The 15,335-nt window shown below is 64.9% G+C and carries 15 protein-coding genes; 5 read left to right on the top strand and 10 right to left on the bottom strand.

The genetic code is table 11. From position 1 onward, the window contains the following. Positions 1–36 precede the first annotated feature (36 nt). The 7 genes from gltA to RZE79_RS23645 all read right to left on the bottom strand — a co-directional run bounded on the left by gltA (position 37) and on the right by RZE79_RS23645 (position 6,065). Positions 37–1,347 (bottom strand): citrate synthase, encoded by a 1,311-nt coding sequence (gltA, locus tag RZE79_RS23675; protein ID WP_056572035.1) that lies wholly within the window; start codon positions 1,345–1,347, stop codon positions 37–39. A gap of 24 nt (positions 1,348–1,371) precedes the next feature. Then, complete coding sequence (locus RZE79_RS23670) at positions 1,372–1,686, bottom strand: succinate dehydrogenase assembly factor 2 (protein WP_099795593.1); 315 nt, start codon at positions 1,684–1,686, stop codon at positions 1,372–1,374. Between the two features lie 20 nt (positions 1,687–1,706). Continuing rightward, positions 1,707–2,408, bottom strand: a complete 702-nt coding sequence (locus RZE79_RS23665) for a succinate dehydrogenase iron-sulfur subunit (RefSeq protein ID WP_099795594.1) — start codon at positions 2,406–2,408, stop codon at positions 1,707–1,709. Positions 2,409–2,430: 22 nt separating this feature from the next. Further along, positions 2,431–4,239 (bottom strand): succinate dehydrogenase flavoprotein subunit, encoded by a 1,809-nt coding sequence (sdhA, locus tag RZE79_RS23660; protein WP_319357088.1) that lies wholly within the window; start codon positions 4,237–4,239, stop codon positions 2,431–2,433. A gap of 6 nt (positions 4,240–4,245) precedes the next feature. Continuing rightward, positions 4,246–4,611 carry a succinate dehydrogenase, hydrophobic membrane anchor protein gene (gene sdhD, locus RZE79_RS23655; RefSeq protein WP_099795596.1) on the bottom strand — a complete coding sequence of 122 codons (366 nt, stop codon included), beginning with the start codon at positions 4,609–4,611 and terminating at the stop codon, positions 4,246–4,248. 13 nt (positions 4,612–4,624) lie between these two features. Further along, positions 4,625–5,071: a succinate dehydrogenase, cytochrome b556 subunit gene (gene sdhC / locus RZE79_RS23650; protein WP_319357087.1), complete on the bottom strand. Its 447-nt coding sequence runs from the start codon at positions 5,069–5,071 to the stop codon at positions 4,625–4,627. 235 nt (positions 5,072–5,306) lie between these two features. Next, positions 5,307–6,065, bottom strand: coding sequence for a GntR family transcriptional regulator (locus RZE79_RS23645; protein WP_153282497.1), 759 nt, complete (start codon positions 6,063–6,065; stop codon positions 5,307–5,309). Between the two features lie 182 nt (positions 6,066–6,247). Here RZE79_RS23645 and RZE79_RS23640 point away from each other — a divergent pair, with 182 nt between their 5' ends. The 5 genes from RZE79_RS23640 (at position 6,248) to RZE79_RS23620 (ending at position 12,327) form a co-directional block, all read left to right on the top strand. Further along, positions 6,248–7,234: a malate dehydrogenase gene (locus RZE79_RS23640; protein ID WP_093124159.1), complete on the top strand. Its 987-nt coding sequence runs from the start codon at positions 6,248–6,250 to the stop codon at positions 7,232–7,234. A 19-nt stretch (positions 7,235–7,253) separates the two neighbouring features. Continuing rightward, positions 7,254–8,042, top strand: a complete 789-nt coding sequence (tam, locus tag RZE79_RS23635) for a trans-aconitate 2-methyltransferase (protein ID WP_319357086.1) — start codon at positions 7,254–7,256, stop codon at positions 8,040–8,042. Further along, entirely contained in the window at positions 8,039–9,067 is a 1,029-nt protein-coding gene (locus RZE79_RS23630; RefSeq protein WP_319357085.1) for an aldolase/citrate lyase family protein, read from the top strand. Before tam ends, RZE79_RS23630 begins: the two co-directional genes overlap by 4 nt. Positions 9,068–9,090: 23 nt before the next feature. Further along, positions 9,091–9,648 carry a hypothetical protein gene (locus RZE79_RS23625; RefSeq protein WP_153282500.1) on the top strand — a complete coding sequence of 186 codons (558 nt, stop codon included), beginning with the start codon at positions 9,091–9,093 and terminating at the stop codon, positions 9,646–9,648. A gap of 93 nt (positions 9,649–9,741) precedes the next feature. Beyond that, the gene (locus RZE79_RS23620; protein WP_319357084.1) at positions 9,742–12,327 is read left to right on the top strand and encodes a bifunctional aconitate hydratase 2/2-methylisocitrate dehydratase; all 2,586 of its coding nucleotides are present in this window, start codon (positions 9,742–9,744) and stop codon (positions 12,325–12,327) included. Between the two features lie 93 nt (positions 12,328–12,420). On the opposite strand, the gene RZE79_RS23615 is transcribed toward RZE79_RS23620, so the two are convergent. Genes RZE79_RS23615 through RZE79_RS23605 form a run of 3 tightly spaced genes read right to left on the bottom strand, consistent with a single transcriptional unit; the run spans position 12,421 to position 14,843 of the window. Then, positions 12,421–13,281 (bottom strand): hypothetical protein, encoded by an 861-nt coding sequence (locus tag RZE79_RS23615; protein ID WP_319357083.1) that lies wholly within the window; start codon positions 13,279–13,281, stop codon positions 12,421–12,423. 30 nt (positions 13,282–13,311) lie between these two features. Next, positions 13,312–14,454: a DUF2827 domain-containing protein gene (locus RZE79_RS23610; RefSeq protein WP_319357082.1), complete on the bottom strand. Its 1,143-nt coding sequence runs from the start codon at positions 14,452–14,454 to the stop codon at positions 13,312–13,314. Next, complete coding sequence (locus tag RZE79_RS23605; protein WP_319357081.1) at positions 14,451–14,843, bottom strand: DUF4019 domain-containing protein; 393 nt, start codon at positions 14,841–14,843, stop codon at positions 14,451–14,453. The genes RZE79_RS23610 and RZE79_RS23605 overlap by 4 nt, the downstream gene beginning before the upstream one ends. Positions 14,844–15,335 lie beyond the last annotated feature (492 nt).

Genomic DNA, 15,335 nt, shown 5'->3' with positions numbered 1-15,335 from the left:
AGCTTTTCAGGGAGCGGAGGTTCCGCGCTCGGTCGATCAGCGAGCCGAGATCGGCTTCACGTCACGCTTGGGCGAGCCTTCGAACAGCTGGCGCGGGCGGCCGATCTTGTACTCGGGGTCGCCGATCATTTCGTTCAGCTGGGCGATCCAGCCGACCGTGCGGGCCAGCGCGAAGATCGCGGTGAACAGCGGCACCGGGATGCCGATGGCGCGCTGCACGATGCCCGAGTAGAAGTCGACATTCGGGTAGAGCTTGCGCGACACGAAGTACTCGTCTTCCAGGGCGATCTTTTCGAGTTCCTTGGCGAGCTTGAACAGCGGGTCGTTTTCCAGGCCCAGCTCGGTCAGCACTTCGTTGCAGGTTTCCTGCATGAGCTTGGCGCGCGGGTCGTAGTTCTTGTACACGCGATGGCCGAAGCCCATCAGCTTGACGTTCGAGTTCTTGTCCTTGACCTTCTTGATGAACTCGCCGATCTTTTCCACGCCGCCTTCGCGCTGGATGTCGTACAGCATGTTCAGCGCCGCTTCGTTGGCACCGCCGTGGGCCGGGCCCCACAGGCACGCCACGCCGGCTGCAATGGCCGCGAAGGGGTTGGTGCCCGACGAGCCGCACAGGCGCACGGTCGAGGTCGAGGCGTTCTGCTCGTGGTCTGCGTGCAGGATGAAGATGCGGTCAAGCGCGCGCTCGAGCACCGGGTTCACCTTGTACTCTTCGCACGGCGTGGCGAACATCATGTGCAGGAAGTTGCCTGCATAGCTCAGTTCGTTCTTCGGGTACATGTACGGCTGGCCGACGGTGTACTTGTAGGCCATGGCCACGAGCGTGGGCATCTTCGCGATCAGGCGGATCGCGGCGATCTCGCGGTGCTCGGGATTGTTGATGTCCGTGCTGTCGTGATAGAAGGCCGACAGGGCGCCCACGAGGCCGGTCATGATGGCCATCGGGTGGGCATCACGGCGGAAGCCGCGCAGGAAGAACTGCATCTGCTCGTTGACCATCGTGTGGTTCGTCACGAGCTTCGTGAAATTGGCCTTCTTGCCAGCATCGGGCAGTTCGCCGTACAGCAGCAGGTGGCAGGTCTCGAGGAAGTCGCAGTTGGTCGCGAGCTGCTCGATGGGGTAGCCGCGATACAGCAGCTCGCCCTTGTCGCCGTCGATGTAGGTGATGGCCGACTGGCAGGCGGCGGTCGACATGAAGCCCGGGTCGTACGTGAACATGCCGGTCTGTGCATACAGCTTGCGGATGTCGATCACGTCAGGGCCGATGGTGCCCTTGTAGATCGGCAGTTCGACGTTGTCGCCGCCATTGCTGAACGACAGCGTGGCCTTGGTATCGGATGCTTTCATTTCGGTTTACTTTCAGAGGAGGATTCAGGACGAAGGAGAGATTGCGGGACGCTGCGCGCCATCGGTACGCATCAGATGCAGCAATGCGACCACCTCGGCGCCGGCCCATTCGGGCTCGGGCTCCTTTCTGCGCAGCAAAAGGTCCAGGAGGTCGTTGTCCGACAGGTCCATCAATGTCTCCATCGCTCCCGCCTGACCGTTGGTCATGTGGGATTCGTGCCGCTCGAAGAAGCGGGCGATGAACAGGTCGTTCTCGAGCAGGCCACGCCGGCAACGCCATTTCAGTTTGCTCAGCGCACGTTCGCTGAGCGGCTGCTGGAGTTCGTCGGCGGTTTGCATGGTGGTGTCTTGAAAGAAGGTCAGATGGCGCGACGCACCATCAGTTCCTTGATCTTGCCGATGGCCTTGGTGGGGTTGAGGTTCTTCGGGCACACGTCGACGCAGTTCATGATCGTGTGGCAGCGGAACAGGCGGTACGGGTCTTCCAGGTTGTCCAGGCGCTCGGCGGTGGCTTCGTCGCGGCTGTCGGCGATGAAGCGGTAGGCCTGCAGCAGGCCGGCCGGGCCCACGAACTTGTCGGGGTTCCACCAGAAGCTCGGGCAGCTCGTGGAGCAGCTCGCGCACAGAATGCACTCGTACAGGCCGTCGAGCTCTTCGCGCTCTTCGGGCGACTGCAGGCGTTCCTTCTCGGGCGGCACGGTGTCGTTCTGCAGGTACGGCTTGATCGAGTTGTACTGCTTGAAGAACTGGGTCATGTCGACGATCAGGTCGCGGATGACGGGCAGGCCCGGCAGCGGCTTGAGCACGACGGTGCCCTTGAGCGTGTTCATGTTGGTCAGGCAGGCCAGACCGTTCTTGCCGTTGATGTTCATCGCGTCGGAACCGCAGACGCCTTCGCGGCACGAGCGGCGGAACGACAGCGTGGGATCCTGCGCCTTGAGCTTCATCAGGGCGTCCAGCAGCATGCGTTCGTGGCCGTCGAGTTCGACCTCGATCGTCTGCATGTAGGGCTTGGCGTCCTTGTCCGGGTCGTAGCGGTAGATCTGGAATGTGCGCTTCATCGTATGGACCTTGTAAATATTCTTAGAACGTGCGGACCTTGGGTGGCACGGATGCCACCGTCAGCGGCTGCAGCTTGACGGGCTTGTACGAGAGGCGGTTGTCCGCGCTGTACCAGAGCGTGTGCTTCATCCAGTTGGCGTCGTCGCGACCCAGCGGTGCGACCGGGTCGTCCGCGGGACGCTCGTAGTCTTCCACCGTGTGGGCGCCGCGGCATTCCTTGCGGGCGGCGGCCGAGACCATGGTGGCCTGCGCCACTTCGATCAGGTTGTCGACTTCCAGCGCTTCGATGCGGGCGGTGTTGAACACCTTGGACTTGTCCTTCAGGCCGATGCTCTTGACGCGCTCGCGCACGGCGGCGATCTTGACCACGCCTTCGTCCATCGAGGCCTGCTTGCGGAACACGGCGGCATGCTGCTGCATGACGGCGCGGATCTCGCCGGCCACGTCCTGCGCGTACTCGCCACCGGTGGCGGCTTCGAGTTCGTTCAGGCGCTGCAGCGTGCGGTCGGCCGCATCCTTGGGCAGTTCCTTGTGTTCCTTGAGCTTGTCGTTGAACTCGACGATGTGGTTGCCGGCCGCGCGGCCGAACACCAGCAGGTCGAGCAGCGAGTTGGTGCCCAGGCGGTTCGCGCCGTGCACGCTCACGCAGGAGCATTCGCCTACGGCGTAGAGGCCGTTCACCACGGCGCTGTTGTCTTCGCCCTTCTGGATGACGACCTGGCCGTTGATGTTCGTCGGAATGCCGCCCATCTGGTAGTGGATGGTCGGCACCACGGGAATCGGTTCCTTGGTGACGTCGACGTTGGCGAAGTTGATGCCGATCTCGTAGACCGACGGCAGTCGCTTGTGGATGGTGTCGGCGCCCAGGTGGTCCAGCTTCATGTGGATGTAGTCCTTGTTGGGACCACAGCCACGGCCTTCCTTGATTTCCTGGTCCATCGAGCGCGACACGAAGTCGCGCGGTGCCAGGTCCTTCAGGGTGGGCGCATAGCGCTCCATGAAGCGTTCGCCGTTGCTGTTCAGCAAGATGGCGCCTTCGCCGCGGCAGCCTTCGGTCAGCAGCACGCCCGCGCCGGCCACGCCGGTGGGGTGGAACTGCCAGAACTCCATGTCCTGCAGCGGGATGCCCGAACGTGCGGCCATGCCCAGGCCGTCGCCGGTGTTGATGAACGCGTTGGTCGACGCACCGAAGATGCGGCCTGCGCCACCGGTGGCCAGCAGCACGGTCTTGGCCTGCAGGATGTGCAGGTCGCCGGTTTCCATTTCGAGAGCGGTCACGCCGACGACATCGCCTTCGTCGTCGCGGATGAGGTCGAGCGCCATCCATTCGACGAAGAACTGGGTGCGGGCTTCCACGTTCTTCTGGTAGAGCGTGTGCAGCATCGCGTGGCCGGTGCGGTCGGCCGCGGCGCAGGCGCGTTGCACGGCCTTCTCGCCGTAGTTGGCCGTGTGGCCGCCGAACGGACGCTGGTAGATGGTGCCGTCGGGGTTGCGGTCGAAGGGCATGCCGAAGTGCTCGAGCTCGTACACGACCTTCGGGGCTTCACGGCACATGAACTCGATCGCGTCCTGGTCGCCGAGCCAGTCGGAACCCTTGATCGTGTCGTAGAAGTGGTAGTGCCAGTTGTCTTCGCTCATGTTGCCGAGCGAGGCGCCCACGCCGCCCTGGGCGGCGACGGTGTGCGAACGGGTCGGGAACACCTTGGAGAGCACGGCCACGTTGAGGCCGGCACGGGCGAGTTGCAGCGAGGCGCGCATGCCGGAGCCGCCGGCACCGACGATGACGACGTCGAACTTGCGCTTGGTGATGTTTTCTTTTGTGTAGGTCATGGTGGGTCAGATCTTCCAAAGCACTTGAATAGCCCAACCCGCACAACCGACAAGCCAGACGATGGTGAAAACTTGCAGCACGAGACGGATGGCGACAGGCTGGACGTAGTCCATCCACACGTCGCGCATGCCGACCCACACGTGATAGAGCAAGGCAACGATCACGGAGAAGGTCAGGACCTTCATCCACTGTGCGGCGAAGATGCCGGCCCACAGGTCGTAGCCGATGGGGCCGCGCGAGAAGACCACCTGCGCGAGCAGGATGATCGTGAAGAGCGCCATGAGGGCGCCGGTGATGCGTTGGCTGAGCCAGTCGCGCAGACCGTAATGTGCGCCGACGACGATGCGCTTGGAGCCGTAATTCACAGACATGGGGGGCTCCTTTTCAGTACAGGCCGAACAGCTTGGCGCCAAGCACCAGCGTGAGGATGACGCTCGCAAGCAGCGTGAAGATGGCCGAGCTGTGACCGAATTCCTTGGTCACGGCGGCGTGGCTCACGTCCATCCAGAGGTGACGCAGGCCGGCGATGAAGTGGTGCAGGTAGGCCCAGATGAGCGCCAGTGCAATGAGCTTGAAGAACCATCCCGGAGCGAAGCCGACGCCGACGTTGAAAACAGACTTGAATTTCGCGAACGAATAGTCAGATGACAGCGAGGTGTCGAACATCCAGATGATGAAGGGCATCAGCAGGAACATGATCACGCCGCTCACGCGGTGCAGGATCGACACGATGCCGGCCGGCGGCAGCCGGTAGGTCGTGAGATCGGTGAAGGCATTGATGTTCCGGAATTCGCGACGCGGCGGCCGGGGAGGAGTTGCAAGCTCTGTCATAGGGAGATGGCTTTCGTGGCTTTTGTGACTTGTTGGCTTGTTCTGAGAGCGAACGCTTTTGTTTCTTCTGCGGAATGCAAACAACGCAAAATTCTATTGCAATGCACCATCTCGCATCGGACGCACAGGAGTCAACGCACTGCGGCAGTCGGATGCTCGTGAATGGCGGGTGCGTTGCGCGGGCTGAGTGTGCGCGTTTGTGCCCGCGCGGGCGAGGTTCTTCGGCGCCATCGGATCAGCCCAGCTGGTTGCGGTAGTGGTGGGTGTCGGTGCGGTACAGGCCGCGTCGCAGTTCCATCGGCATGTCGTGGTACGTGTGCGCCACGCGCTCCACGCTCAGCAGCGGCATCTGCAGCGGCACGTCGAGCAGTTGGGCCTGTTCGGCATCGGGCAGCACGGCGCGGATTTTTTCTTCGGCGCGCACCATGCGCACGCCGAACTCGGTTTCGAACATCGCGTACATCGGGCCGGGCCAGGCGCGCAAGCGGTCGGCCGTGAGACCTTTGAAGGGCGCGCCGGGCAGCCAGAGGTCTTCGAGGATGGTTGGCACGCCCGCGTAGGCGAGCACGCGGCGCACCTGCAGCACGGCGTCGCCGGTGCGCAGGCTCAGTGCGCGCGCCACGTCGGCCGAGGCGCGCAGGCGCTTGCAGTCGACGATGGTGCGCTCGGCCGGGCCTTCGGCGCTCGGGCTGCCGGCGTCGGGCACGAGCTTCAGAAAGCGGTACTGCACATGCTGCTCGGCATGCGTGGCCACGAAGGTGCCCTTGCCCTGGCGGCGCACCACCAGGTTTTCGGCCGACAGTTCGTCGATCGCCTTGCGCACCGTGCCCTGGCTCACGCGAAAGCGTACGGCCAGGTCCATCTCGCTGGGGATGGGCTCGCCCGGCTTCCACTCGCCGGCCTGCAGGCTCTGCAGGATCAGGGTCTTGATCTGCTGGTAGAGCGGACTGAAGGACGGCGTCGTGGGCTCGTCGAGGGTGGAGGGCGTGTTCATGGCAGCGGTGGGGTGCGCCGTGGCGGACCCCCAGAGGATATCTTATATAAGACATAAGACGGCCTTTGTCGATTCGGCTTAAAATGCGGGCCGGTCCCGCGCCGCGGGAAAGCTTCCCCCCGCAGGACCGCTGGCGCCCCACGAGAGCGCAGCCCCGTTTCACTACCTTCTGGAGTCTTCCCATGAGCAAAAAGCCTGTCCGCGTTGCCGTTACCGGTGCCGCCGGTCAAATCGGTTACGCCCTGTTGTTCCGTATCGCTTCCGGCGAAATGCTCGGCAAAGACCAGCCGGTCATCCTGCAACTGCTCGAAATCCCCGACGAGAAGGCCCAGAAGGCGCTCAAGGGCGTGATGATGGAACTCGACGACTGCGCCTTCCCGCTGCTGGCCGGCATGGAAGCCCACGGCGACCCGATGACCGCCTTCAAGGACGCCGACTACGCCCTGCTGGTCGGTTCGCGCCCCCGCGGCCCCGGCATGGAACGTGCCGAACTGCTGGCCGTCAACGGCGCCATCTTCACGGCACAAGGCAAGGCGCTGAACGCCGTGGCCTCGCGCAACGTGAAGGTGCTGGTCGTCGGCAACCCCGCCAACACCAACGCCTACATCGCCATGAAGTCGGCACCCGACCTGCCGCGCAAGAACTTCACCGCCATGCTGCGCCTGGACCACAACCGCGCTGCCAGCCAGATCGCTGCCAAGACCGGCAAGGCCGTGGCCGACATCGAGAAGCTCACCGTCTGGGGCAACCACTCGCCCACGATGTACGCCGACTACCGCTTTGCGACCATCAACGGCGAAAGCGTCGCCAAAATGATCAACGACCAGGAATGGAACGCCAACACCTTCCTGCCGACCGTCGGCAAGCGCGGTGCGGCCATCATCGAAGCACGCGGCCTGTCGTCGGCGGCTTCGGCTGCTAACGCCGCCATCGACCACATGCGCGACTGGGCCCTGGGCACCAACGGCAAGTGGGTCACGATGGGCATCCCGTCGGACGGCCAGTACGGCATTCCGAAGGACGTGATGTTCGGCTTCCCGGTCACCTGCGAAAACGGTGAGTACAAGCTGGTCGAAGGCCTCGACATCGACGCATTCAGCCAGGAACGCATCAACAAGACGCTCGAAGAGCTCGAAGGCGAACGCGCCGGCGTCGCCCACCTGCTGTAAGTCAAGCCAACCCGCCCGCATGCTCGACTGGAACCCCGCGCTCTACCGTCGCTACGAGGACGAGCGCACCCGGCCCGCACAGGAACTCCTGGCGCGGGTCCCGCTTGCCGAGGCCGCCCATGTGGTCGACCTCGGATGCGGACCGGGCAATTCCACCGAGCTGCTGGCACATCGGTTCCCCAAGGCGAAAGTCACGGGCACCGACAACTCCGAAGCCATGCTGGTCAGCGCGCGCGAGCGCCTGCCGGCGGCGCGCTTCGAGTTGAGCGACATCGCGACCTGGGCGCCGCGTGAACAAGAAGCGCCCGATCTCATTTATGCCAACGCGTCCCTGCAGTGGGTGCCGGATCACGAGACGCTGATCCCGCGCCTGTTCGACGCGCTGGCCCCGGGCGGCGTGCTCGCCGTCCAGATGCCCGACAACCGCCAGGAGCCCACGCACCGCCTGATGCGCGCGGTGGCGGCCGAAGCGCCCTGGGCCGAGCCCATCGGCGACGCCGACAAGCTGCGCACCTTGCTGCTGCCGCTCGGCGGTTATTACGACCTGCTGGCCGCACGTGCGGCCCATGTCGATGTCTGGCACACCATTTATCAGCACCCGATGGCAGACGCCGCGGCCATCGTCGAATGGGTGCGCAGCACCGGGCTGAAGCCTTTCGTCGACCGGCTGCCGCCCGACCTGCAGGCGAGCTACCTCGCTGAATACGAACGCCGGGTGGACGAGGCCTATCCGGTGCGCATCGACGGCAAGCGCCTGCTCGCGTTCCCGCGCATGTTCATCGTGGCGCACAAGAAAAAAGACGCATGACCACCCAAACCGCCACCGCCACCGCCGCTCATCATCCCGCGGACGTGCTGCTCGGCGCCCAGGCCGGCGCCGTGACCCTGCCGGTGTGCGACCACTACAGCGGCGTCGAAGCCCGCATGAAGAAGAGCCTCGCGCTCCAGGCCGAGATGGCCGAGGAGTTCGGCGCCTGCGTGTTCGATGTCACCCTCGACTGCGAAGACGGCGCCCCGGTCGGCGGCGAGGCGGAGCATGCCGCGCTCGTCACCGAACTCGCGCTGGCCGCGAAGCCCGGCATGCGCGTCGGTGTGCGCGTGCACCCGGTCGATCACCCCGCATTCGCCGGCGACGTGGTCACCATCGCCGGTCGTGCGGGCGATCGCCTGAGCCATCTGATGGTGCCCAAGGTCGAATCCGTGGCCGATGTGTTGCAGGCTGTTGCCGCACTCGACGCCGCCGATGCCGGCGCGCTGCCGCTGCACGTGCTCATCGAATCGCCGCTGGCGGTGCACAACGCCTTCGAGATCGCCGCGCATCCGCGCGTGCAGTCGCTGAGTTTCGGCCTCATGGATTTCGTGTCGGCGCATGCCGGCGCCATTCCCGCCGACGGCATGGGCGCAGCGGGGCAGTTCAGCCACCCGCTGGTCGTGCGTGCCAAGCTGGCATTGGCTTCGGCCGCGCATGCCTACGGCAAGGTGCCTTCGCATTGCGTGGTCACCGAGTTCAACGACACCGATGCAATGCGCACCGCGGCCCGCAAGGCGGCCAGCGAATTCGGCTACACGCGCATGTGGAGCATCCACCCGAACCAGATCCGTCCGATCCTCGAGGCCTTCGCGCCCGACGAGGCGCAGATTCAAATTGCCACAAAAATCATTACAAAAGCCGCCGACGCGGATTGGGCACCGACACAAATTGATGGCACATTGCACGACCGCGCGAGCTACCGCCACTTCTGGCAGGTCCTGACGCGTGCCCACGCAACAGGGCGCGCGTTGCCCTCCGAGGCGAAAGCCTGGTTTGCATCGCGGTCTCCTGAAACCCACTGAATCAGCCTGAAGGAACCCCGCACATGAAGAAAATTGCCCTGATCGCCGCCGTTGCGCTGGCCCTGCCGTTCGCCGCCGTGGCGCAAAACGCCACCGCCACCAAGCCGGCTGCTGCCAAGTCTGAAGCCAAGAAGGCCCCGCCGAAGCGTCAGGTGACCCGCAAGGCCGCCAAGGCCGTCGAAGAAGTCACGCCGATCGCCGACGACACCAACATCGTGCTGTCCGAGTCCGACCTGGCCGTGGCGCAGCGCGTGTCCATCGGCAAGGCCCAGTGCGAACTCGGCGCCGACGTCACCGTCACGCCCGACGAGAAGAAGCCCGGCTTCTTCAACGTGACCACCAAGGGCCTGAAGTACCGCATGCACCCGGTCGAAAGCCGCACCGGCGCCATCCGCCTCGAAGACCCGCGTGCCGGCGCCATGTGGCTCCAACTGGGCAACAAGTCGATGCTGATGAACCAGAAGGCCGGCCTGCGCATTGCCGACGAATGCCAGACGGCAGCCCAGGTTGCCTTTGCCGACGAAATGAAGAAGAACCCCCCGAAGGCCCTTTTCGAAGGTGCCGACGCAGCCAAGAAGTAAGAAGAGCACCGAACCCGGGGTGCGGCGCGGCTCTTGCTTGGCCGCTCGAGCCCGTTCCGCACGCCCGATAGCCTAGTTTCCGGAGAAAAGAAGATGTTGCAAGCCTACGTTGATCATGTTGCCGAACGCGCCGCGCTCGGTATCCCGCCGCTGCCCCTGAGCGCGAAGCAGACCGCCGAAGCGATCGAGCTCCTGAAGAGCGCGAATGCCAAGGACGGCGCCTTCCTGCTGGACCTGCTCACCTACCGTGTGCCCGCCGGCGTCGACGACGCCGCCAAGGTCAAGGCGAGCTACCTCGCGGCCGTGGCCCACGGTACCGAGAAGAACGCGTTCATCACGCGCGCCCGCGCCACTGAACTGCTCGGCACCATGCTCGGCGGCTACAACATCAGCCCCATGATCGACCTGCTGGACGACGCCGAAGTCGGCGCTGTCGCAGCCGAAGGCCTGAAGAAAACCCTGCTGATGTTCGACCAGTTCCACGACGTCAAGGAAAAGGCCGACAAGGGCAATGCCCACGCCAAGGGCGTGCTGCAAAGCTGGGCCGATGCCGAGTGGTTCACCAGCCGCCCCGAAGTTCCGCAAAGCATCACCGTCAGCATCTTCAAGGTGGCTGGCGAAATCAACACCGACGACCTGTCGCCCGCACCCGATGCGACGACGCGTCCCGACATTCCGATGCACGCGCTGGCGATGCACAAGAACGCCCGCCCCGGCATCGTTCCTGAAGAAGACGGCAAGCGCGGCCCGGTGAAGTTCATCGAAGACCTGCGCGCGCGCGGCCACCTCGTGGCCTACGCCGGCGACGTGGTCGGCACGGGTTCGTCGCGCAAGAGCGCCACCAACTCGGTGCTGTGGTTCACCGGCGAAGACATTCCCTTCGTGCCGAACAAGCGTTTCGGCGGCGTCTGCCTCGGCGGCAAGATCGCTCCCATCTTCTACAACACGATGGAAGACTCGGGCGCACTGCCCATCGAGCTCGACGTGACGCAGATGAACATGGGCGACGTGGTCGAGCTGCGTCCCTACGAAGGCAAGGCCCTGAAGGACGGCAAGGTCATCGCCGAATTCACCGTCAAGAGCGACGTGCTGTTCGACGAAGTGCGCGCCGGCGGCCGCATTCCGCTGATCATCGGCCGCGGCCTCACGACCAAGGCGCGCGAAGCGCTGGGCCTGCCGGTCTCGACGCTGTTCCGCCTGCCGCAAAGCCCGGTCGACACCAAGAAGGGCTACTCGCTCGCACAGAAGATGGTCGGCCGCGCCTGTGGCCTGCCCGAAGGCACGGGCGTTCGCCCGGGCACGTACTGCGAACCCAAGATGACCTCGGTCGGCTCGCAGGACACCACCGGCCCGATGACCCGCGACGAGCTGAAGGACCTGGCCTGCCTGGGCTTCTCGGCCGACCTCGTCATGCAGTCGTTCTGCCACACGGCGGCGTACCCGAAGAAGGTCGACGTCAAGATGCACCACGAACTCCCCGAGTTCATGGCCAACCGCGGCGGCGTGTCGCTGCGTCCGGGCGACGGCGTGATCCACAGCTGGCTCAACCGCCTGCTGACGCCCGACACCGTGGGCACGGGCGGCGACAGCCACACCCGCTTCCCCATCGGCATCAGCTTCCCCGCGGGCTCCGGCCTCGTGGCCTTCGCGGCCGCCACCGGCGTCATGCCGCTGGACATGCCCGAGTCGGTGCTCGTGCGCTTCAAGGGCAAGATGCAGCCCGGCGTCACGCTGCGTGACCTGGTCAACGCCATTCCGCTGTACGCCATCAAGTCGGGCCTGCTGACCGTGGCCAAGCAAGGCAAGAAGAACATCTTCTCGGGCCGCATCCTCGAAATCGAAGGCCTGCCCGACCTGAAGGTGGAACAAGCCTTCGAACTGAGCGACGCTTCGGCCGAACGCTCGGCCGCCGGCTGCACGGTGCACCTGAACAAGGAACCGATCCAGGAGTACATCAACAGCAACATCACGCTGATGAAGTGGATGATTGCCGAAGGCTACGCCGACGCCCGCACGCTGGCCCGCCGCATCGCCGCGCAGGAAGCCTGGCTGAAGGACCCGCAGCTGCTCAAGGGTGACGCTGACGCCGAATACGCCGCAGTCATCGAGATCGACCTGGCCGAGATCCACGAACCCATCGTGGCCTGCCCGAACGACCCCGACGACGTGAAGACGCTGAGCGACGTGGCCGGTGCCCAGATCGACGAAGTGTTCATCGGTTCGTGCATGACCAACATCGGTCACTTCCGCGCCGCGTCGAAGCTGCTCGAAGGCAAGCGCGACATTCCGGTCAAGCTGTGGATCGCGCCGCCGACCAAGATGGACGCGCAGCAACTCACCGAAGAAGGCCACTACGGCGTGTTCGGCAACGCCGGCGCCCGCACCGAAATGCCGGGCTGCTCACTGTGCATGGGCAACCAGGCCCAAGTGCGCGAAGGCGCCACGGTGATGTCGACCAGCACCCGCAACTTCCCGAACCGCCTGGGCAAGAACACGAACGTGTACCTGGGCTCGGCCGAACTGGCCGCCATCTGCTCGCGCCTGGGCCGCATCCCGACGCGCGAGGAGTACATGGCCGCCACGGGCGTGCTCGATGCCTCGAGCAGCCAGATCTACCAGTACCTGAACTTCGACAAGATCGAAGACTACAAGGGCGTGGCGGACACGGTTGCGGCCTGAAAGCGCGACAGCCGGCGAGCGATTGATTCGCCGGCCCCATGAAACGAGCCCCGCTTTTGGCGGGGCTTTTTCATGGGCGTTCGTTCGGTGGTGTCAGCCGTGCGGCGGATTGGGCTTCAGGTGCTCCTGGCCCTTCAACACCATCGCCATGCCGGCGGGCCCGCCGACCGCGTAAGGCAGCGACGCCTGCAGCGAGTGGGCGAAGTCCCCCCGGTACAGCTTGGCGCCCTGGTGGGTCAGGTTCGAATTGGCGTCGATGTAGATCGACTCGCCCAGGCCTGACCACAGGCGACAGAAGCCGTAGTCTTCCGACAGGTAGCGTCGCGTGACCGGGTCGACCATCACGTCGAAGAAGCGGTAGTGCAGCCCGCGGTCGGCTTCGCCGATGCTGTCGGGCACGTACTGAAGCTCGGGGTAGGCGGCCATGAGCCGTTCGAACACCTGGCGCCGGATCACCATGAAGCCCGTGGGCGCCTCGGTCATCTGCATGAAGCCGTCGGGCTGCACTTCGAGCTCGATCTGCGTCGCGCCTTCCTCGGCCTTGGCATTGACCGTGTAGCGCGTGAAGCCGGCCTCGAACTGCTGCTGCGTGGTGCCTGCCGCCACGCCGTCCTGCGGCCAGTCTTCGCGCTTCAACGGGTAGACGCCGGCGGCGATGTCGTAGCCCGACAGCAGCAGGCGAAAGGCCGCCTCGGCCGAGAACCCGATGTCGGCGTCGATCCAGAACAGGTGCGTCCACTCCGTGTTGGCCAGGAACTGGGCCACGCAGTTGTTGCGCGCGCGCGTGACCAGGCTCTCGCCCTGATGCATCAGCACCTGCATCTTCATGCCAGCGCGCTCGGCGCTGATGGTGAAGTTCAGCAGCGACGCTACGTAGTTCTGGAAGAACTTGCCGTCGTGGCTCGGCGTCACGATCACGGGGTAGAAGTGCCGGAGTTCGGACGGGTCGAGCATGCGGGAGGCTCCGTGTGTCTGAGTGACTAGCTAGCGGGCAGGGCGCTGCATCAGGCCCTGCAGCAGGGTGTCGTAGGTCTGCGTGGCCGCCGCATCGCCGGGCAGGTAGCGCCCGATCAACGCGCGCTGCCGATCGCGGTAGGCCTGCGCCTGGGCGCCGTGCCCGTCAATGGCCTCGAGCACGCGGGCGCTCCCTGCGGCCACGTCGTTCTCCGGGTAGTAGTAGCCCAGGTCCGCGCACAGGTGCGCGTTGTGCACCAGCGGATAGCCCTGCCAGCAGGTCTCGAGGTAGAAGTAGTTGAGCGGGTTCTCCCACTGGTGGGAGACCACGATGTCGGTGTTCTGCGCCAGGAACACCGGGGTTTCATGCCGGCCCAGGAAGACCGCTTTGTGCTGGCGCACCAGGTCGAGCTGGTTCATCAGCGTGATGAACTCCATGCTGTCCTTGGCCATGCGCTCCACGTTCGTGACCTGCAGCAGCGCGATGGCCTCGGGCCGCGCGCGGTACGCCAGCTCGGCAATCAGGATCGGGTAGACGCAGAACTTCACCACGTTGATGTTCGGCTCCATCACGCTCAGCCGCCGCGGGCCGCTGCGTGCCTGGTACGCACCGCCGTCGGGCAGGGCGCGGGCGCGCTCTTCGAGGAACACCGGGCTCCAGACGAAGGGCACGGCACGCGCCTCGGCGCGGCGCAGCACCTCGAAGTACGGCTGGCTGATGTGCGCCACCTGCGGAACCATCCAGATGTCGTCGTAGCGCTGGTTGACGAACAGGTTGCGGCCCCACAGCGGCTTGCCGAACAGCATCGACTCCATCGCGTGCACGTACTCGAAGCCGCAGCAGTACGACACCAGCCGCGCGCCGCGGCGCTTCAGGTGCTCGGTCTGGTCGGCATCGATCTGGCCGCCCAGCTCGATCAGCACGTCCACGCTGTCCTTGGCCGCCTCGAAGGTCACGGTCGGCCAGCGGCCCTGGTCCCAGGGCAGGGCGGGGGTGATGGGCGTGGCGGTGGTGTTGACCAGCACCACCGAGGCGACGCTGGGGCAGTGCTTCAGCGCCTCCGCCAGGAAGACGGCGTTCTGCTTGATCCCGTTGTTCCAGAGGGTCTCGGCCTCGTGGTGGAGGCCGATCGTGATGCCGATGCGCAGGCCCGCACCCGAGGCGGTGGTCATTGGTTTTCGCGCGGGACGTAGCCCGTCAGCCGCCAGCCGTCGGGTTCGAGGCGGAAGCTGACTTTTTCGAAGACGGTCTTGTCGTTGGCAAGCCGGGTGGAGAAGTCGACGTTGGCATACAGGCCCGCCGGAATGCCGGTGCTGTCGTCGGGGTAGCGAATCCGCGCGATGCCAGCCCAGTCACGCCGGGCCACGACGCCCACGGTCTGGCGGGAGCGTTGTGTACTGGCAACAAAGTCGGCTCGAGGAAACCGGGTCTTGATGAAGGCCGAAGCGGTGTCCCAGATGTCCCCCGACCGACCTTCGTCGATCTGCTTGAGAGGGCTGAGGCCTGCGGCGGAGGAGCCGTCCTGCGCCAAGCGCAGGAACCGGCCAAGGCCAGCGTGCATTCGGCCAGGAAACGGGGGGAACGGCTTCATTTGGGCAACCTTTGTGCGGAAAACCGCGGGAACGGACAGCGGCGGCGATTCTAGGCGCGGCCTTTGGCTCGACGTTCCGCGGCGATGTCGGCGGTCCTGAAATTGTCTCCAAACGTGAAAGTTTGTGAACTAAATCATCATTTCTCGGTTTCCGGTGAGTGCGAATGGCTGCAAATGTAAACGACTGAGTACATTACCGCGTCCATTGTGAACGTCAGGGTATCTACGACCCTGGCTGGGGCGACGACCACGGTCGGTCGTTGCTCTTCCTCCGCCGTTGATGCCGCGCCCGCCCTCTGTGAACCGAACTCGAAGAATATGAACAAGTCTTACCGAAGTATCTGGAATGAAGCCCTGGGGGCCTGGGTTGCAGCGTCTGAACTGACTTCTGCCAGAGGCAAGCGCAGCCGGTCGCGAACGGTTGGGGCCTTGTCTGGTGCGGTGCTGGGGGTTGCGATTGCG

The sequence above is a fragment of the Variovorax sp. EBFNA2 genome (assembly GCF_033802765.1).
Taxonomy (GTDB): Bacteria; Pseudomonadota; Gammaproteobacteria; order Burkholderiales; family Burkholderiaceae_C; genus Variovorax; species Variovorax paradoxus_H.
Note: the sequence above shows the minus strand (reverse complement) of the source record. Positions and strands in the feature narration are given on the sequence as shown.